Source organism: Nonomuraea sp. B208 (assembly GCF_057536035.1).
The window spans coordinates 792,795-810,686 of the sequence record NZ_BAAJOU010000021.1 but is presented as its reverse complement, the minus strand read 5'-3'; the positions used below and the strand labels follow the sequence as shown (position 1 = coordinate 810,686).

Genomic DNA, 17,892 nt, shown 5'->3' with positions numbered 1-17,892 from the left:
TTGATCCTCAGCGGCAGCCGGGTCATCAGGAGCTCGGGGGCAGGCGCAGCACGTACCCGACGCCCCGCAGGGTGTGGATGAGGCGGGGGCTCCGGTTGTCGATCTTGCGGCGGAGCACGGACACGTACGACTCGACGATGCCGACCTCGCCGCGGAAGTCGTAGTCCCAGACGTGGTCGAGGATCTGCGGCTTGGACAGGACGCGCCCGGCGTTCGTCATGAAGTAGCGCAGCAGCTTGAACTCGGTCGGCGACAGCGGCACGGCGGTGCCACCGCGCCACACCTCGTGGCTCTCCTCGTCCAGCTCGATGTCGGCGAACGTGAGCCGCGGCGGCGCGGCCGGCAGGTCGCCGCTGGTACGGCGGAGCACCGCGTGGATGCGCGCGATCACCTCCTCCAGGCTGAACGGCTTGGTCACGTAGTCGTCGCCGCCGATCGTGAGGCCGCGGATCTTGTCCTCGGTCTCGTCACGGGCGGTCAGGAACACCACCGGCGTGTGCAGCCCGCCGCCGCGCAGCCGCCTGACGATCTCGAAACCGTCCAGGTCGGGCAGCATGACGTCGAGCACGACGAGGTCGGGGCGGTGTCGTTGCACGGAGGCGACGGCGTCGACGCCGCTCTTCGCCGTGGTCACGTCGAAACCCGCGAACCTGAGGCTCGCGGCGAGGAGTTCGAGGATGTTGGGGTCGTCCTCGACGATCAGCAGGCGTGATTCCATCACCATAAGGATGCCTTTAACGGACGAGTGCTGGGACAATTCCGGCAACATGCCTGGCGATCGCCAGGCTCGACGTGGCCGCGGGCGACGGGGCGTTGCGGACCAGCACGACGTTGCCGTGCACGTCCACGACGAAGTCGTCCACCAGCCGGCCGTCCCTGGCCACGGCCTGGGCGCGGACGCCGCCGGGCGCGCGTACGAGGTCGGCGCCGCTCAGCTCGGGCACGTAACGGCGGGCGGCCCGGACGAAGGCGCCCTTGGCGAGGCTGCCCCGCACCTCCTTGATCCCGGTGCGCCAGTGCTGCCGGGCCAGGCGGAGCGTGCCGGGCCAACCAAGAATTTGCCGGATATTTCCGAACTTGCGCCAGTTGTAGCCCTCGTACGCGAGCGCCAGCACCGCGTTCGGCCCCACCAGCACCTCGCCGCCGACCGTACGGGTCAGGTGCACCCCCAGGAACGGATAGCGCGGATCGGGCACCGGGTAGATCAGCCCGCGTACGAGCTCCTTCGCCGCGCCCTGGAGCGCGTAGTACTCACCACGGAACGGGACGATCCGCACCTCCCCCGGCCGCCCGGCCATCGCGGCCACGGCGTCCGTGCCGAGCCCGCCGCAGACCACCAGTCGGTCGAAGGTGAAGATCCGGCGGGCGGCCAGCACCTGCACGCCGCCCGCGCGCTCGCGGATGCCGCGGACGGGGTGCGCGAGGCGTACGGACCCGCCCAGCTCCTCGACGTCCTCGGCGAGGCGGCGGGCGACGGCGGGGAAGTCGCAGATCGCGGTGTGCGGGGAGTGCACCGCGCCGACGCCGACCGCGTGCGGCTCGATCTCGCGCAGCCCCAGCGCGTCCAGCTCGGCGATGCCGGGGACTCCGTTCGCGCGGGCCCGCTCGGCCAGCGCGGCGAGGCCCGCCCGCTCGGCGTGGGTGCTCGCCACGACGAGCTTGCCCACCTCCTCGTACGGCAGCCCGTGCGCCGCGCAGTAGTCCTTGAGCAGCGCCACGCCCTCCCGGCACAGCCTGGCCTTGAGCGAGCCGGGCGGGTAGTAGATGCCCGCGTGGACGACGCCGCTGTTGTGCCCGGTCTGGTGGACGGCGACCCCGTCCTCCTTCTCCAGCACCGTCACCTCGGCGCCCCGGGTGGCGGCGAGCTCGCGCGCCACCGCCAGCCCGACGATCCCGGCGCCCACGATCCCGATTCTCTCCGTCACATGACCGATTTTCCCGGCTTACCGCCCGTCCCCGCCATATCAGGGGCGCATCGTACGACGCGCGGACCTCAGCACAGGAACCAGTCCACGGCGTTCAGCCACTCTTCGGGCTGGTCAATATGCGCCATGTGGCCCGCTTCTTCGAGCACAACGGCTTTGGCGGAGGGGATCAACGTCGCCGCGTCCTGGACCAGGGCCGCGGGGAAGATCATGTCCTGCCGCCCGTGGAGCAGGAGCAGGGGATGACCCGCGGCGGCCAGCCTCCGGGCCGAATCCTCTGGGCGGGCAGCCGGCAGGATGCCGGCCCGCAGGGGGCGCAGCCACTCGGCGGTGAAGTGGATGCGTGTCACGCGATCGAGGTAATCAGCCAGCGCTTCCGGCCGCCAGACGTTCGCCCTGGCTGAGGCGACAGCGGCCGCGCGGGTCAACTCGGGTCCGGACAGGGTCGGATCGGCCCACACCGCTGCTTCGGCGGCGCGCCGCTCCGCGCGTTCAGTCCACTCGTCGAAGGCGTCCGGAGGGACGGGGAGAATGCCGCTGGAGGCGATGATCAGCCGCCGGACGCGCTCGGGAGCGGCCAGAGCCAGGCGTTGAGCGATGAGGCCGCCGTAGGAGAATCCGAGAACGTCCACCTGCCCGAGGCCCAGGGCGTCCAGAAGAGCGACGAGGTCACCGGCGGCCGCGGCGGGGGTGTACTGATCGTCGGCGAGCCCGCGGGTCGAACGCCCACAGCCGCGCAGATCCGGCATGATCAGCCGATGGCGGCCGGAGAGCTGGTCAAGAGGTTCGCGCAGATACGTGTGATCCCAGTCGGGGCCACCGTGGATCACCAACATCGCCCGTCCGGCCGGACGAACACTCTGAGCGACGAACAACTCCACGACCGGCTCGCCTGCCACCGCCACCATGTCTTCAGTGAACAAGGAGCTCACGCCCGTGAGTCGGTGGCGAGGGGAGTTCGCGAGGCATCACACCATCATGGCCCCGGCTGGTCAGCGTCTTCCATCCCAGGAGTAGAAGGCGCCCTGCAGGTGCTCGAAATAGTGATCGACGTGATCCTCTGACCACTCCACGTCCTCAAGAAGCCGGGCTGGATCGCCCTGTGGACTCCAGGCGTAGCCGTAGGGGCTGTGCATGGTGTCGCCCTGCTGGAAAACGACCACCCCACTCGCGGCGGACCTCCTCGAACTCCACCCCACCGACGGTGCGGGGGCCGAGCCGCTCGCCGTCCCGCATGGTGCGGGCGAACGCCTCGATCTCTGCGGACACGTGGAGGAACCGCCCGTCGCCGGTGCTGCGGAGAACTACGAGCGTCACCATCACGATGCCCGCGAGGGCGAGGATGCCGAAGAACGTCAACGCTCCCCGACGAGAAACGCCGTCCGACACCGCGACCTCCAGGTATTCGTCGGGGTGGGGCTGCTGTTGATCGTAAATGGGCAGGCACCACGTGCGGGCGGGTTGGCCAGGAGCGCCCTCCGGTCATCAATCGAACTTAAGTACGATTGGCATATGTACGTCCCGCCCGAGTGGCCCGCCGAGGTCCGACCGCCCAGCGTCCCCGACTGGGAGACCTCGGCCGTGGCCTGGCTGCTCGACGCGGTCCCGCCCGACTACCGCGCCTACGAGGTGCTGCGCCGCCACCCCGTGGCCCTGGCCAGCATGGCCAGGCACCACGTGCACTCGGCGGTCGAGGCCGCCCGTGCCGGCTACCGCGCCGCCGCCGTCGACCTCAAGGGCCACCTGCCGCCGCACGCCATCGAGGCGGTGCTCGACGCCTACCGGCAGGAGGGCCCGCGGCTGGTCCGGCTGTCGCGCTCGATCGAGGTGGTGGAGCGGGCGCTGCGCGGCGACATGTTCACCGCGACCATGCGCGGCGGGGGCCGCTGAGGCCGATCAGGTGGTCGGCTGAGGTCGGTCAGGCGGTCCGCCGGGCGATGTCGGTGACGGCCGCCTCAGGCGGTCCTGCGGGCGATGAAGGTGATCACGCCGATGGCCGTCGCCGCCGCGGCGAGCCAGATGAGCACGTCCTTCAGCGCCAGCCCGCCGCCCGCCGCACTGTCCGCCTGCGCGTCCAGGCTGCTCTCGGCCTTGGCCGGGCTGGAGGTGGGAGTGGGCGTAGGGGTGGCGCTCGGCGAGGCGGAGGCCAGCGCGCGGGCGGGCAGCGGCACCCGGTAGACCGGGCTCCGCGCCCCCTCGCTGCCGGTGAGCAGGGCCTTGCCGTCCGCCGTGAACGCGATCGACTCCGCCTGCTCCAGTTGCGGCATCGTCACCCTGGCGATCGTCTCGCCCGAGGGCTTGTAGAGGGTGGCGGAGAAGTAGGTGCGCACGACGTACGAGGAGCCGTCCGGCGCGTACGCCGCGTCCGTCGCCATGATGGGCGCGGCGGCCACCCTGCGCAGCACGTTCGTCCGGTCGGTGCGCAGCGTCTTCGGCGCGGCGTAGACCGAGCCCGCGAACTCCTTGGACACCACGTAGAGCCGCCCGGTCCTCGGGTTGACCATGATGCCCTCGGCGTTGCGCGCGCCGTCGGCGTAGCGGAACCGGTAGCGGACGGCGGGCAGCGTGGCGTCGCCGAGTCGCTGCGGCTCCATCACCTTGTAGATCGACACGTCGGGCCAGGCGCCGTCGAGGTTGTCGCCGATGTCGGCGAACCAGAGCACGCCGCGCCCGGTGCGCGGGTCCTTGCTCGCGGCCATCGCCTCCCAGTCGCGCGCCTCCGCGCCGCGCAGCTGGTACGTCGCCCGGGTGCGCCCCTCGCCGTCCACCGCGTAGAACGTCGGGGCGGCGGCGCTGTCGTTGTGCGTGTAGTAGATGCCAGGATGGGTGGGCGAGACGGCCAGGCCGCTGGACTCGGTGATCCTCGGGTCCTTGAACGTGAAGAGCTTCTCCATCCGCTCGTCGTCGTCGGCCGCCGCCGCATGGACGGGCACGACGGCCAGGCAACAGGCCGCGAACACGGCCGCGAGCATCCGGATCAAGGCATCCCCCACGCCGCCATCATGCCCCACCGGCGCGCCGGGAAGCGTCTGGCCTGGAGTGCGCTCCAGGTCTTTAGGGTTGGATCCATGGACTATGTCAACCTCGGACGCAGTGGCCTTCAGGTCAGCCCCCTCTGCCTCGGCACCATGAACTTCGGCCCGCAGACTTCGGAGGAAGACTCCTTCGCGATCATGGATCGGGCCCTGGAGCTGGGCATCAACTTCTTCGACACCGCCAACGTCTACGGCTGGAAGCTGGGCGAGGGCATCACCGAGAACATCATCGGCAGGTGGTTCGCCCAGGGCGGCGGGCGGCGTGAGAAGACCGTCATCGCGACCAAGCTCTACGGCGGCATGAGCGAGTGGCCGAACGACAGCAAGCTGTCGGCGCTCAACATCCGCCGGGCCTGCGACGCCTCGCTGAAGCGCATGCAGACCGACTACATCGACATCTACCAGGCGCACCACGTCGACAGGAACACCCCGTTCGAGGAGTTCTGGGAGGCGATGGAGGTCCTGCGCCAGCAGGGCAAGATCCTCTACGTCGGCTCCTCGAACTTCGCCGGCTGGCACATCGCCAAGGCGCAGGAGACCGCCGCCCGGCGCAACTTCCTCGGCCTGGTCAGCGAGCAGTCCCACTACAACCTGCTCACCCGCGCGGTCGAGCTGGAGGTGCTGCCCGCCTGCGAGGACTACGGGCTCGGCGTGATCCCGTGGAGCCCGCTGGCCGGCGGCCTGCTGGGCGGCGTGCTCCGCAAGATCGACAAGGGCCGCTCGGCGAGCGAGCAGATCGTCAAGCAGCTGGAGAAGCACCGCGACAAGATCGAGGCGTACGAGAAGCTCTGCGACGAGCTGGGCGAGGACCCGGCGCACGTGGGCCTGGCCTGGCTGCTCAAGCAGCGGGCGGTCACCGCGCCGATCATCGGCCCGCGCACGCTGGAGCAGCTCGAAGGCAGCATGCGCACGCTGGAGATCGAGCTGGACGACGCCGTGCTGGCCCGCCTGGACGAGATCTTCCCCGGTCACAGGACCGCGCCGGAGGACTACGCCTGGTAGGGCTCAGGTGAGCAGCGCGCCGACTACCACGATCAGCAGGAGCAGGCCGAGCACCAGGGGCAGCAGCCAAGAACGAGGGCGATCCACGCCCTGGAGCCTAGCCCGGCTCGGCGGGTGCGAGCGCCCATTCGGCGAGTGACTCGTACCTCACCTGCGGTCCGGTACGGCTGCGCACCAGCCGCACCGTCTCCGCCCGCCACGGCGAGCCGCTGAACCCCGACAGCGACTCCACCAGCGGGCGGAGGTCGGTCTCGGTCCTGGCGCGGGCCAGCGTGAGGTGCGGGTGCATGGGTTTGGCGTCGGTCTCGGTGGCCCCGGCGCGGCGGGCCCCGGCGCGTACGGAGTCGGCGAGCCTGGTCATGGAGTCGCCGGTGACGCCGATCCAGAAGACGCGGGCCCGGCGGGCGGACGAGAAAGCACCGAATCCGGCGAAGGCCAGGTCGAGCGCATGATGCCGGCGCACGGCGCGGGCCAGGCGGGTCTCCAGCTCGGGCAGCGCCCGCTCGGGCACCTCACCGAAGAAGCCGAGCGTGATGTGCCAGGTGGCCCGGTCGGGCCAGCGCAGCCCCGGCACCTGCCCGACGTGCGGCGCGATCGCGCGTTCGATCTCGTCCAGCACCTCGTCGGGCGGCACCAGGGCCGCGAAGAGCCTCATGCCAACACATTGTGCCCGCTCGGAGCGGGCGCGGACGGGTCAGGCCATCGCGAGGGTGGGGCGGGAGACCCTGCGGCTGATCAGCCGCGACACCACGACCGCGAGCCCGGTCCCGGCCAGCACCAGCACGCCGGACAGCAGCACCCCGAGGCGCGGCCCGCCGAGCTCCGACAGCCAGCCGACCAGCGGCGCGCCGAGCGGGGCCCCGCCGGTGAAGACCAGCATGTAGATGCCCATCACCCGGCCGCGCATCTCGGCCGACGTGGCGAGCTGCACGCTGGCGTTGGCGGCCGTGTTGACGGTGATCAGCGCGACGCCCGTGGGCACCAGCAGCAGCAGGTAGACCGGGTAGAACGGGGCCAGCGCCGTGAGGATCTGGAACGCCCCGAACCCGATCGCCCCGGCGAACAGCACCTTGTTCGTCAGCTTCGCCCGCCGCGCCGCGAGCAGCGCGCCGCCCAGCGCGCCCACCGCGAACATGCTGGAGGCGAGGCCGAACGACGACGCGCCCGCCTTGAACACCTCGCGCGCCATCAGCGCTATGGACATCGAGAACGACTGCGAGAACATCGACACGAACCCGATGAGCAGCACCGGCAGCAGCAGCTCCTCGCGCCGTACGACGTAGCGCAGGCCCTCGCGGAGCTGCCCCTTCGCCCTCGGCACCGGCTCGGCCGGGTTGAGCTCGGAGGCGCGCATGAACACCAGCGAGGAGATCACCGCGCCGAACGTCAGCGCGTTGACCAGGAAGATGGGGCCGGTGCCGCCGAGCACGTAGATCAGCACGCCGGCGAGCGCCGGGCCGACCACGCGGGCCAGGTTGAAGATGGAGCTGTTGAGCGCGATCGCGTTGGGCAGGTCGCGGCGGCCGACCATCTCGACCACGAACGCCTGCCGGGTCGGCACCTCCACGCAGGAGATCATGCCGAGCAGGAACGCCATCACGTACACGTGCCACACCTGGGCGCTGCCGGTCATCGTCAGCACGCCGATGGTGAGGGCCAGCATGGCCATGAGGCTCTGGGCCGCGACGAGGATGGGGCGCTTCGGGTAGCGGTCGGCGAGCACGCCGCCGAACATGCCGAACAGCAGCATCGGCAGGAACTGCAGCGCGGTCGCCGTGCCGAGCGCCGCCGCGCTGCCGTTGGTCAGGTCGAGCACCAGCCAGTCCTGGGCGGTGCGCTGCAGCCAGGTGCCGACGTTGGAGACGGCGCCACCGGCCGCGAACATGCGGTAGTTGCGAATCCTGAGCGACCGGAACATCCCGGTCCTGGGTTGCTCAGGCTCTATATCCTGCTGAGCTTCTCCAGAATCGGCGCGGCCTGCCTGAGGATCGACTTCTCCTCCGGGGAGAGCTCCTTCAGCCGCTGCGTCAGCCACGCGTCCTTGCGTCGGCGTTCCTCCTTCAGCAGCTTCTGGGCGGCCTCGGTCACGGTCACGGTCACCTGGCGCCGGTCGGTCGGATGCGGGCCACGGGCGACCAGTCCGCGCTCCTCTAGACCGGCGATCACGCGGGTCATCGAGGGCGGTTGCACCTTCTCCAGCTCGGCCAGCTCTCCGGGCGTAATCCCGGAGTGCCGCTCCACGGCGGCGAGCGTCGCGAACTGGGTGGGCGTCAGCGAGTGCGCCGCCGCCTGTCGTCTGAGTCGTCGGTTGAGCCTTGTCAGCGACACGCGCAAGGCTGAAGCCAGACCCGCGTCGCCGCGCAGACCTGTCTTGTGCGGGGTGTTGGTTAGCATGAGTCATTACCTTTGCTAACTATAGGGCAGTCCACGATATTTCCCCAACCGTTTAGGCGTCTCACCCCTTGATACCCCGGAGCCGCCCCGCGTGTGCGGGGCGGCTCCGGGCCTGCGTGACGCGCGATCAGATGCCGAGCAGCGCCCGGATCGGACCGATCGCGAAGTAGAGCACGAACAGCACCGCGGTGCCCCACAGCAGCGGGTGCACCTCACGCGCCTTGCCGCGCACCACCTTGATCAGCACGTAGCTGATGAAGCCAGCGCCGATGCCGTTGGAGACCGAGTAGGTGAACGGCATGATGACGATCGTGAGGAACGCCGGGATGGCCATCTCGTAGTCGTTCCAGTCGATGTCGCGGATCGCGGTCATCATGAGGAAGCCCACGACGACCAGCGCGGGCGCGGCGGCCTCGTACGGCACCACCGTCACGAGCGGCGCGAAGAAGATGGCCACCAGGAACAGCGCCCCGGTCACCACGCTGGCCAGGCCGGTGCGGGCGCCCTCGCCGACGCCGGCCGCCGACTCGATGTAGGTCGTGTTGGAGGAGACGGAGCCCGCGCCGCCCGCCGCCGCGCCGATCGAGTCGACGAGCAGGATCTGCTTGGTACGCGGCAGCATGCCGTCCTCCTGCACCAGCCCCGCCTGCCGGCCGACGCCCACGACCGTGCCCATGGTGTCGAAGAAGTCGGTGATGAGCAGGGTGAAGACGAACAATACGGCCAGCAGGATCGTCACCCGCTGGAAGCCGCCGATCGGGTCGAACTCGGCGAACAGCGTCAGCGGGTTGTGGAAGCCGAAGATCTGCTCGGGGACGGTGGGCCGGTTGAGCTGCCAGCCGCCGGGGTTCTCGGCCGAGAAATTGCCGGCCTTGGTGAGCGCCTCGACGACGATGGCGAGGACCGTGGTGCCGACGATGCCGATGAGGATGGCGCCCTTCACCTTGCGCGCCACCATCGCGGCGGTGGCGAGCAGGCCCACGATGAAGACGAAGATCGGCCACGAGGTGAGGTTGCCGGCGATGCCCAGCTCCAGGGGCGTGCCCTGGGCCTTGCGCACGAAGCCGGCGTCCACGAAGCCGATCAGCGCGATGAACAGGCCGATGCCCACGCTGATGGCGGTCTTGAGCTGGGCGGGGATGGCGTGGAAGACCGCGGTGCGCAGCCCCGTCAGCACCAGGATCGCGATGATGACGCCTTCCAGGAAGACCAGGCCCATGGCCTCTTCCCAGCTCATCACCGTCGCGATGTTGAAGGTCACGAAGGCGTTGAGCCCGAGCCCGGCCGCCATCGCGAAGGGCACCTTGCCGATGACGCCCATGAGGATCGTCATCACGCCGGCCACGAAGGCGGTGCCGGCGGCCACCAGCGCGATGTTGGGCGCGCTGCCGTCGCCGATGTACTCGCCGTCGATGTCCTTACCGGTGGCGATGATCAACGGGTTCAGCACCACGATGTACGCCATCGTGAAGAAGGTGGCCAGACCGCCCCGGACTTCCCGGGAGACGGTCGATCCTCGCGCGGTGATCGCGAAGAAGCGGTCCAGTGCGGATCGGGGTTCAGTGTTCTTTGTGTCGCTCACGACGCGAAGGGTGACAGTATGGGATGACCTGCGGAAAGTGTCAGTAATACGATCGAGACACTATTGGAAGCTAGGCTGAACCACGTGAAGCAGTGGCACCCCGACCCAGAGCCGATCAAGACCAACGACGTCGCCGCCGTCGGCGTCGGCACGGCCCTCTGGGCCGTCGCCCTGGTCGTCCTGTTGATCTTCCGTCCCGCACCCGGGAACGAGTGGTGGATCTGGACCTGCGTCACGGGGGTGGCGTTCGGCTTCCTCGGGATGTGGATGGTCCGCCGCCCCCGCGACAACTAGCCTCAGGGGCCCGCCGTCAAGCGGACCCCTGAGACGCGGCTATGACAGGTCGGCCTCGGCCAGCAGCAGCGGCACCGCATCGGGATCGCGCAGCAGCGCGGCCACCGCGAGCCGGTCGCCCCACTGCCCCGTCGCCCAGGCGAGCCCCCGGGCCAGCCCGTCGACCCCCGTGCAGTGCACGGCGCCCTCGAAGTAGCGCCACGCGCACTCCACGCCGTCGACCAGCAGCTTCTCGTGCTCGACGTACGTGCCGGGAGCCGCGGGCAGCAGCGAGCGCACCTCGGCCGGCACCTCGCGCACCTCGCCCGCCGAGGTCACCTCACCGGTCGTCAGCTCGCCCGCCAGCGGCAGGTCGAGCAGCTCCGACAGCGACTCGGCCAGGTCGTAAGGGGCCAGCACCAGCGGCCGGTCGGCGACGAGCTGCAGCAGGTCGGGCGCCTCCACGACCACGGCGTCCTCGGCCGCCGCCACCACGATCGACCCGCGCAGCACCGCCCGCACCCGCGACGGCGGCGCCACCCGCTCGGGATCGACGCCGGCCAGCGCCACCCACAGCGCGCGCAACTGGGCCCGGTCGACCTCGACGGACTCGTCGGCCATGAGGTCGAGCAGCTCCTCGGGGCCGCCGTGCGAGGCCAGCAGCTCGGCCAGCGTGGTGCGGACGCCGATCATCGACAGCGCCCCCTCGTCGAGCCCGGCGGGTGCGTCGGCGTAGAGGCCCTGCAGCAGCGGGTCCGCGCCGGGCAGGCGCAGCTCCAGCGGCTTGCGCCCGTCGAGCACCGGATGGCGGGCCAGCCACCACGCGGTGTAGGACGGCACCTCGACGCCCGCGATCCGCAGCGGGTGGAGCGCGGCCCGCAGCGGCGGCCTGGACAGCAGCGCCAGCGCCGCCGGCCAGTCGGCCACCAGCTCCAGGTCGCGTACGGCCGTGAACTCGGGGATCAGCGGCGGCACGTCCAGCTCGGGCAGCAGGTCGAGCACGTGGTCGAGCCATTCGACCTCGCCGTCGAGGTCGTGGTCACACTCGTCGGGATCGAGCAGGACGTCCTCGTCGTGGACGACCGCGAACCCGTCGAGCACGCCCGCCGCGGCCAGCACCCGCGAGCCGTACGTCTCCTCCAGCGCCGTCGAGGCGATGCCCAGGTGGCCGCCGGGCTCCAGCACGCCGGCCAGCGCGCCGTCGGCCAGCATGAGCTCACCGGCCGGGTAGAGCTCGCCGTCGGCGGCCGGCAGGGCCAGCTCGGCCAGCCAGGGCGCCTCGCCCGGCGCCAGCCCGGCGGCCTGGACGAGCGAGAGCACGGCCCGCGCCACCGGCTCGGGCTCGGGGCTGTCGAGCGACTGCGCCACCGCGGCCTTGGTGAGCGGGTCCTCCAGGACCGTACGCGGCGTGGCCTCGGCCGCCCCCAGCCGCAGCAGCGCCGGGTGGGCCGCCTCCGGGTGCACGATGCGCAGCCCGAGCGGCGTCAGGTCGAGCTCGGCCCCGCCGTCGGACAGGATGAGCGTGCCGCGCGGCCCGCGCACCACGCGCCCGTCGGCGAGCGGCACCGGCAGCGCGCCCAGCGACTCGGGGTCGTCGGCGGGCAGCACCTCGTACAGCGAACGCCACCAGGACGGCTCGCGCCCCTCCACGGCCTCGCCCGACAGCAGGTCGACCACGTCGGCCAGCTCGACCCGGCGCACGCCGAGCGCGGTCATCGCCGGATGGCGCGGCGGCCAGCCGGCCGGCAGCAGGCCGGGCACGAAAGCGGCGACCGTGGCCAGCAGCTCGGCCGACCCGGCGGCCAGCACGGCCGCCTCGCGGCCGCTCACCACCCAGCCGCCCGCCTCCGGCTCGGGCGCGGGCTGCTCGACCTGCCAGGCGGCGTCGGGCTCGTAGACCTCGGCGTCGGCGAACGACGGCGTCTGCACGGCAGGCGCGGGCGCGGACAGGGCGGGCAGCAGGGGCGTGCCCGGCAGCCGGTCCAGCACGGCCCGCCGGATCCTGGCGTCCAGCTCGCCCTTGCCCATGAACGCGGGCACCAGGTCGAGCAGCTTGGACGTGCGGGGCAGCTCGCGCAGCAGCCGGACGTAGGCGTCGGCCGCCTTCCCGACGAGGAAGTCGGCCAGCGGCCCCTTGGCGACGTGCCGCCGGTCGGTGGCCATCGGGAACGAGGCGATCAGCAGCGCGGGCAGGTCGAGCGGCTCGTCGCTCGGCGTGGGCGCGTGCACCACGGGCGGCACGCTCGCGGGCAGCGGCCCCGGCTCGCCGGTGCCGGTGACGGGCACCGCCCAGCGCAACGACCAGAAGGGGCGGGACCGCTCCTCGGTGGGCCGGTCCGCGAACAGTGCGGCCACCTGCTCGGGCGTGAACTCCCCGGAGTCGGAGACCACGTGCCAGCCGTCGGCGACGACCCTGCGCGTCTCGCCGTCGACGTCGATCTCGATGAGCTCCAGCGCGGGCAGGCCGAGCGGCAGCGCCGGGCTGGTCTCGGCCAGCATCCGCCGCACCGCCTCGACCGTGGCCGCGTCGCGCAGCGGCAGGCGTACGAGCGTGTCGAAGCCCTCCGGGATGTCGACCAGGGGCGGCTCGTCGAACGGCAGCCGCAGCAGCGGCACGTGCCCCGACCGGTCAGCCAGCTCGCCGGCCAGCGCGGGGATCTCCGCGACCAGCGCCGCGGTGTCGGTGCGCGACCAGCGCACCGCCTCGGAGCCGCGCGAGCCGATGGACGGCGCGTCGGTCACCGAGACCACCGCGGCGAACCCGACGCCGAAACGCCCGGCCGCGCCCGCCTCGTCGCGCTTGCCGGAGGCCCGCAACGTGGAAAGGCTCTGCACGCCGGTCGCGTCGAGCGGCGCGCCGGTGTTGGCCGCGGTCAGCACGTCGCCCCGCAACGTCAGCCGCAGCACCCCTGGCACGCCCGCGCGCAGGGCCGCGTCGGCGGCGTTCTGCGCGAGCTCGACGATCAGCCGGTCGCGGTAGCCGCCGAGCGCGAAATCCTCCTCGGCGTTGGCGTCCTCGCGGAACCTGGCGGGCGAGGCAGTCCACGCGGCGAGGACGGCGGCCCGCATCCGGTCACAGCCAAAGGTGTCGGTCATCGATCACGATCCTGATGAAGTTGAGGGTGGGCCAGGGTAGGTTAGCGGCCACCGGCGACAGGAAACCCGGTTATCGCTCTGCCCCCAGCCTGACACCTCGATCAGGAATGACCGAGCTCCTCCGACCCCGACTCGTCGACGGAACCCGGCTCCTCGGCCGAGCCCGGCTCCTCGGCGAAGCCGGCGGCGGCCCCCGGCTCCTCCTCCATCAGGTCGTAGCCGAGGTCGTCGAGGATCGGGATGGCCTGCTCCACCGGCGGCGGCAGCACGGCGGCCTCGGAATGGGCGCCGCACCCGTGGTCGGCGGAGACCACCTTGCCGTCGTCGGGGGTGAACTCGTTAGTGCAGACCCCGAACATCTGCCGCAGCCCACCCGCGAGCAGCCAGTAGAAGCCGCAGGTGGAGCACTGCGCGGGAGCGGCGTGTGCGATCGGTGTATGCGGCCCGTGCTCGCCGGAGTGCCAGCGCCTGGCAGCCCGGTCCTTGCCGATGGCCGAGAGCACACGGGCCCGGCCCAGGCCGTACTCGAAAAGCGCCTGATGGTCGGCGTCGTCGTCGACCTCGGTGAAACCCGGCGCCAGCCGGTCGTCGTCCTCGGCGGCCGGCAGCAGGTCGCCCACACCCAGGTCGCCGGGGCGCAGCCGCTCGCTCCACGGCAGCCACTCGGGCGCGAGCAGCGCGCCCGTGCCCGGCAGCAGCACCGCCTCGCTGACCGTCACCTTCTTCGCCCGCGAGGCGCGCGTGACCGTGACCGCCCAGCGCCAGCCGCGGTAGGCGCGGTCGAGGCAGGCGAAGTAGTGGGTGACGATGCGGTCGCCCTCGCTCTCGAAGCCGAGGTGCTCCCCGGGCTCGCCCGGCCGCGCGAGCTCCTCGGCCGCGGCGCGTGCCAGCTCGACCGCCTCGGCACACGCCTGGTCGGGAGCGGGGACACGGGCCCTTGTGCGGCTCATCGGGCCGCCTCCGGCGAAAGGTGCTGTTCGCTCACACTTCATTCTCACCCATCACGGGACCTGGACGGGCCGGGAACGGCGCATCGTCCGCCGACTCTTCGCCCGAATCGGGTAAGACTGGTAGGCGTGGACGCAGGCTGGGACCGGGCACGCGAGGCCGCGCGGCGCATGGGGCGCGGCGTCGCCGACGCCGGTCGTGCCGCCGGACGGGCCGGCCGGGCCACCGCCGGGGGCACGGCCAGGGCGGGCCGGGCCACCGCCAACGGCGTGAAGTCGGTCGGCAGGGCCACGCGGCGGCTGACGTACGCGGGCGGCGCGGGCCGCACCGGCCTCGGCCGGCTGATCGAGCTGTCGGCGGGCAACAGCGCCGGAGACGCCCTGGTGACGGTGGCGCTGGCCAGCACGGTCTTCTTCGGGGTGCCGGTCGGCGAGGCCCGCGGCTCGGTGGCGCTCTACCTCGTCATCACGATGTTGCCGTTCGCGCTGCTGGCGCCGTTCGTCGGGCCGATTCTCGACCGGTTCAGGTCCGGCCGCCGCTACGTGATGGCGGGCACGCTGTTCGGGCGGGGCCTGCTCTGCTTCGCGATGGCGGCCGCCGTCGGTCCCGGGGACCTGCCGACGCTGTTCATCGGGGCGCTCGGCGTGCTGGTGCTGTCGAAGGCGTACAACGTGTCGCGGGCGGCCATCATGCCGAACGTGCTGCCCGCCGACATCACGCTGGTGTCGGCGAACGCGAGGGTGGCGCTGTTCACTCTGGTCGCGGCCGGCGTGGCGGTGCCGATCGGCGCGGGGCTGACCGCGTGGCTGGGCAGCGCCGTGGTGCTGCGCGTGGCCATGCTGGCCTTCCTGGCGCTCGGGGTCGTCGCGGTACGCCTGCCGCGCCACATCGACTCCCCCGACCTGGAGGAGGAGGGTTCCAGGCACCGCTGGCGGACGCTGCTGAAGGTGGGCCCGGCGGTCGCCGAGGCGGTCTGGGCCAACGTCGCCATCCGCGTCTTCTCCGGTTTCCTGCTGTTCTTCCTGCTGTTCCTGGTGCAGGACCACGCGGTGCCGTGGCTGGCGGGCCGGGACCCGTTCTTCGACGTGCCGCGGACGATCGCGCTGCTGGCCGGCGCGGCCGGGCTCGGCGGCCTGGCTGGCGCGGCCGTGGCCAACTGGACCCGCAACCACGCGCCGCAGCTCATCGTGCCGGCCACGCTGGCCCTGACCCTCGTGACCGCCGTCGTGACGGCGCTGCTGTTCGGCGTCTGGGCGGCGCTGGCGATCTCGCTGGTCACCGCGTTCGCGCAGGAGCTGGGCAAGCTCGCGCTGGACGCGATCGTGCAGCGCGAGATCGGCGAGGAGGTGCGCTCGTCCACGTTCGGGGTGGTCGAGGCGGTGCTGCAGCTCGCGTGGGTGTTCGGCGGGCTGGTCGGGCTGGTGCTGTCACTGGCCCGCGACGCCTCCACCGGGCTGGTGGGGCTGGCGGTGGCGCTGGCCGCCGCGCTCGGGTGGCTGGTGTTCGCCCGCGTACGGCGGGTGCGCGCCGCCAGGGCCGAGGCGGCCAGGAAACACGGCCTGCACGACCCGGACGCCGGCTACGACGCTGCCGACGGCTACGACGCTGCCGCGTCCGCGCCGACCGCCGAGTGGCCCGCGCCCGCACCCGCGCCCGCCGAGCGTGACCCCAGGCGCGGGGACACGCTCGACTCCACCAAACCGCTGACCAACCCGTTCGGCTGAGCGGCCGGAGTGCCGCTAGGCGTCGAGGTCGTCGGCGAGGGCGCGCAGCACCTGGGCGATCTTCTTGGCGTGCGCGGTCTCGGGGTGCTTGCCCCGCCGGTAGGTGCCCGAGACCTCGTCGAGCAGCTTGATGAGGTCCTCGACGATGACGACCATCTCGTCGGGCTTCTTCCGCTTGCCCTTCGGCTTGGGCTTGGCCAGGGTGGGCGGCTGCTCCAGGATCCGCACCGACAGCGCCTGCTGGCCGCGGCGGCCCTCGGCGACGCCGAACTCGACCTTCTGGCCTGGCTTCAGCGGGCCGGTGCCAGGAGGCAGCGCGGAGGAATGCACGAAGACCTCACCGCCGTCGTCACGGGTGAGGAAGCCGAATCCCTTGTCGGCGTCGTACCACTTGACCTTGCCACTCGGCACAGGAGGACCTCGTTCAAACAGTCGAAAAGGCTGGATGGATGTAGGTTATGCCCCGAAGGGCGGCGGAGCGACCGGGTAAATGCCGATGAATTACCGGACTTCATCGCGGCGGCACCAGCGGGCGTACCAACCGGCGAATTCGGTGAGGTCGGGAAGAGCCACATCCGCGCCGTGCTCGCGCAGCTCCTCCGCTGTGTACGGCCCCGTGGCGACGGCGACGCTCACGGCGCCTCCCGCGCGGGCCGCATCGATGTCCGCGACATGGTCACCAACATAGGCGGCGGCGCCGAACCTCGCGAGTGCCGATCCTTTGCCCGCGCCGAACAGCGAGCCGACCACTTCGTCCACGACCAGCCCCAGCTTCTCGACGGTGCCGACGGCGTCGCGCGGGTTCTTGCCCGTCACCACGATGACCCGGCCGCCGGCGGCGCGTACGGCGGCGATGGCGTCGTGGGCGCCGTCCATGGCCGTGTGTGCGGGAACCCCTATATCCGGATATATCTCCCGATACAGGTCGGCCGCCGCCGGGACCTGCTCGACGGGCATCCAGTTGGCCAACTCCATCTCCAAAGGCGGCCCGAGCCGCCGCACCACGGCCGCGCTGTCGATCGGCACCCCCAAACGCGCCGACAGCTCGTCCATCGCGGCCGCTATCCCCACTCGCGTATCCGCCAATGTCATGTCAAGGTCGAAACCTACCGATGTCATCACCCGTGCAGGATGCCAAAGGCCACGCGGCCTCCGGTAACCGCCCTTGTTGTGGGATGGTGGAATGGCCAGAAAGGAATTACTTATCGAGGGGGAGGGCTCGGTCCTGGCGAGCCCGGTCCGGCGCGCCGCTCCGTAACGACTACTCTCCTTACGGAGGTATCAGGATAGACATGAGCAGATCCACCCGTGAGCGGATCATCGATGAGTCCCTGCGGCTGTTCGCCGAGCGGGGCTACTCCGCCACTTCCGTGGCCGAGATCGAGGCCGCCTCAGGGCTGTCTCCCGGCGCCGGAGGGCTCTACAGGCACTTCAAGTCCAAGTACGAGGTGCTCGCCGCCGCCATCAACGAGCACGCCGCCCGTACCCGTAGCCAGGTGGCCGGCAGCCTGGCCGAGCTGGACGCCATGGAGTCCTCGGCCGACCTGGAGGAGCGGCTGTCGCTCGTCTGCCGGGCGGGGCTCGCCAAGGTGCGCGAGGAGTCGGAGCTGACCCGCGTCTTCTTCCGCGACCTCAGCCAGTTCCCGGAGCTGGTCGCCGTCGTACGGGACGGGCTGCTGCAGCCCATGTTCGACGCGATCGTCACCTGGTTCCGCGCGCAGCCCGAATACCGCGACGTCGAGATCGACTGGTCGGGCATCGCGACCGTGCTCGGCGGCGCCGTCGTGCATTACCGGCTCTTCCAGGAGACGGTGGGCGAGCTGGCGGGGCACGCGGACAAGGAGCAGTTCGTGACGGCCTGGGTGCGGCTCGCCGTCGGGCTGCTGCCGAGCCCGGCGCCGGTGGTCAGCTGA

18 protein-coding genes are annotated in these 17,892 nt (G+C 71.5%); 5 read left to right on the top strand and 13 right to left on the bottom strand.

The window, feature by feature from the left end; genetic code table 11:
• Window positions 1–25 precede the first annotated feature (25 nt).
• The 4 genes from AC27IY_RS20850 to AC27IY_RS20835 form a co-directional block, all read right to left on the bottom strand.
• Window positions 26–724 carry a response regulator transcription factor gene (locus tag AC27IY_RS20850; protein ID WP_344211586.1) on the bottom strand — a complete coding sequence of 233 codons (699 nt, stop codon included), beginning with the start codon at window positions 722–724 and terminating at the stop codon, window positions 26–28.
• A 10-nt stretch (window positions 725–734) separates the two neighbouring features.
• Complete coding sequence (gene lhgO / locus AC27IY_RS20845; protein ID WP_423452230.1) at window positions 735–1,925, bottom strand: L-2-hydroxyglutarate oxidase; 1,191 nt, start codon at window positions 1,923–1,925, stop codon at window positions 735–737.
• A 68-nt stretch (window positions 1,926–1,993) separates the two neighbouring features.
• A complete protein-coding gene (locus AC27IY_RS20840) occupies window positions 1,994–2,857 on the bottom strand; it encodes an alpha/beta fold hydrolase (RefSeq protein WP_487178903.1) in 864 nt (287 codons plus the stop codon).
• A 145-nt stretch (window positions 2,858–3,002) separates the two neighbouring features.
• A complete protein-coding gene (locus tag AC27IY_RS20835; RefSeq protein ID WP_487178902.1) occupies window positions 3,003–3,284 on the bottom strand; it encodes a hypothetical protein in 282 nt (93 codons plus the stop codon).
• A 153-nt stretch (window positions 3,285–3,437) separates the two neighbouring features.
• On the opposite strand from AC27IY_RS20835, the gene AC27IY_RS20830 reads away from it, so the two are divergent.
• Entirely contained in the window at window positions 3,438–3,815 is a 378-nt protein-coding gene (locus AC27IY_RS20830; protein WP_344211590.1) for a hypothetical protein, read from the top strand.
• 65 nt (window positions 3,816–3,880) lie between these two features.
• On the opposite strand, the gene AC27IY_RS20825 is transcribed toward AC27IY_RS20830, so the two are convergent.
• Window positions 3,881–4,918, bottom strand: coding sequence for a hypothetical protein (locus tag AC27IY_RS20825; RefSeq protein ID WP_364455714.1), 1,038 nt, complete (start codon window positions 4,916–4,918; stop codon window positions 3,881–3,883).
• A 75-nt stretch (window positions 4,919–4,993) separates the two neighbouring features.
• Here AC27IY_RS20825 and AC27IY_RS20820 point away from each other — a divergent pair, with 75 nt between their 5' ends.
• Window positions 4,994–5,962, top strand: a complete 969-nt coding sequence (locus tag AC27IY_RS20820; protein ID WP_357639099.1) for an aldo/keto reductase — start codon at window positions 4,994–4,996, stop codon at window positions 5,960–5,962.
• Window positions 5,963–6,059: 97 nt separating this feature from the next.
• Here the strand turns inward: AC27IY_RS20820 and thpR are convergent, their stop codons facing one another.
• The 4 genes from thpR to AC27IY_RS20800 form a co-directional block, all read right to left on the bottom strand.
• Entirely contained in the window at window positions 6,060–6,617 is a 558-nt protein-coding gene (thpR, locus tag AC27IY_RS20815) for an RNA 2',3'-cyclic phosphodiesterase (RefSeq protein WP_344211594.1), read from the bottom strand.
• A gap of 39 nt (window positions 6,618–6,656) precedes the next feature.
• Window positions 6,657–7,880, bottom strand: coding sequence for an MFS transporter (locus AC27IY_RS20810; RefSeq protein ID WP_344211596.1), 1,224 nt, complete (start codon window positions 7,878–7,880; stop codon window positions 6,657–6,659).
• 23 nt (window positions 7,881–7,903) lie between these two features.
• On the bottom strand, window positions 7,904–8,356 hold the full coding sequence (locus AC27IY_RS20805) for a MarR family winged helix-turn-helix transcriptional regulator (RefSeq protein WP_329589302.1): 453 nt from the start codon (window positions 8,354–8,356) through the stop codon (window positions 7,904–7,906).
• 127 nt (window positions 8,357–8,483) lie between these two features.
• On the bottom strand, window positions 8,484–9,938 hold the full coding sequence (locus AC27IY_RS20800; RefSeq protein ID WP_487178901.1) for an NCS2 family permease: 1,455 nt from the start codon (window positions 9,936–9,938) through the stop codon (window positions 8,484–8,486).
• A gap of 84 nt (window positions 9,939–10,022) precedes the next feature.
• Here AC27IY_RS20800 and AC27IY_RS20795 point away from each other — a divergent pair, with 84 nt between their 5' ends.
• Window positions 10,023–10,232, top strand: coding sequence for a DUF2530 domain-containing protein (locus tag AC27IY_RS20795; protein ID WP_344211601.1), 210 nt, complete (start codon window positions 10,023–10,025; stop codon window positions 10,230–10,232).
• A gap of 39 nt (window positions 10,233–10,271) precedes the next feature.
• Here the strand turns inward: AC27IY_RS20795 and AC27IY_RS20790 are convergent, their stop codons facing one another.
• Both AC27IY_RS20790 and AC27IY_RS20785 read right to left on the bottom strand, forming a co-directional pair.
• Window positions 10,272–13,307 carry a sacsin N-terminal ATP-binding-like domain-containing protein gene (locus AC27IY_RS20790; protein ID WP_487178900.1) on the bottom strand — a complete coding sequence of 1,012 codons (3,036 nt, stop codon included), beginning with the start codon at window positions 13,305–13,307 and terminating at the stop codon, window positions 10,272–10,274.
• 101 nt (window positions 13,308–13,408) lie between these two features.
• Window positions 13,409–14,257: a DUF3027 domain-containing protein gene (locus AC27IY_RS20785; protein WP_364455727.1), complete on the bottom strand. Its 849-nt coding sequence runs from the start codon at window positions 14,255–14,257 to the stop codon at window positions 13,409–13,411.
• A 126-nt stretch (window positions 14,258–14,383) separates the two neighbouring features.
• Between AC27IY_RS20785 and AC27IY_RS20780 the strand changes: the two genes are divergently transcribed.
• A complete protein-coding gene (locus AC27IY_RS20780) occupies window positions 14,384–15,979 on the top strand; it encodes an MFS transporter (RefSeq protein ID WP_423452225.1) in 1,596 nt (531 codons plus the stop codon).
• Window positions 15,980–15,994: 15 nt separating this feature from the next.
• Here the strand turns inward: AC27IY_RS20780 and AC27IY_RS20775 are convergent, their stop codons facing one another.
• Both AC27IY_RS20775 and AC27IY_RS20770 read right to left on the bottom strand, forming a co-directional pair.
• Window positions 15,995–16,390, bottom strand: a complete 396-nt coding sequence (locus AC27IY_RS20775) for a cold-shock protein (RefSeq protein WP_344211609.1) — start codon at window positions 16,388–16,390, stop codon at window positions 15,995–15,997.
• A gap of 90 nt (window positions 16,391–16,480) precedes the next feature.
• A complete protein-coding gene (locus AC27IY_RS20770) occupies window positions 16,481–17,098 on the bottom strand; it encodes an HAD family hydrolase (protein ID WP_487178899.1) in 618 nt (205 codons plus the stop codon).
• A gap of 173 nt (window positions 17,099–17,271) precedes the next feature.
• Between AC27IY_RS20770 and AC27IY_RS20765 the strand changes: the two genes are divergently transcribed.
• Window positions 17,272–17,892 carry a TetR/AcrR family transcriptional regulator gene (locus AC27IY_RS20765; RefSeq protein ID WP_423476823.1) on the top strand — a complete coding sequence of 207 codons (621 nt, stop codon included), beginning with the start codon at window positions 17,272–17,274 and terminating at the stop codon, window positions 17,890–17,892.

Bases quoted from the DNA above. Each gene is read 5' to 3' on its own strand.
- AC27IY_RS20850 (WP_344211586.1), bottom strand. From the start codon at position 724: ATGGTGATGGAATCACGCCTGCTGATCGTCGAGGACGACCCCAACATC.
- AC27IY_RS20830 (WP_344211590.1), top strand. From the start codon at position 3,438: ATGTACGTCCCGCCCGAGTGGCCCGCCGAGGTCCGACCGCCCAGCGTC.
- AC27IY_RS20820 (WP_357639099.1), top strand. From the start codon at position 4,994: ATGGACTATGTCAACCTCGGACGCAGTGGCCTTCAGGTCAGCCCCCTC.
- thpR (WP_344211594.1), bottom strand. From the start codon at position 6,617: ATGAGGCTCTTCGCGGCCCTGGTGCCGCCCGACGAGGTGCTGGACGAG.
- AC27IY_RS20810 (WP_344211596.1), bottom strand. From the start codon at position 7,880: ATGTTCCGGTCGCTCAGGATTCGCAACTACCGCATGTTCGCGGCCGGT.
- AC27IY_RS20805 (WP_329589302.1), bottom strand. From the start codon at position 8,356: ATGCTAACCAACACCCCGCACAAGACAGGTCTGCGCGGCGACGCGGGT.
- AC27IY_RS20790 (WP_487178900.1), bottom strand. From the start codon at position 13,307: ATGACCGACACCTTTGGCTGTGACCGGATGCGGGCCGCCGTCCTCGCC.
- AC27IY_RS20785 (WP_364455727.1), bottom strand. From the start codon at position 14,257: ATGAGCCGCACAAGGGCCCGTGTCCCCGCTCCCGACCAGGCGTGTGCC.
- AC27IY_RS20770 (WP_487178899.1), bottom strand. From the start codon at position 17,098: ATGACATCGGTAGGTTTCGACCTTGACATGACATTGGCGGATACGCGA.
- AC27IY_RS20765 (WP_423476823.1), top strand. From the start codon at position 17,272: ATGAGCAGATCCACCCGTGAGCGGATCATCGATGAGTCCCTGCGGCTG.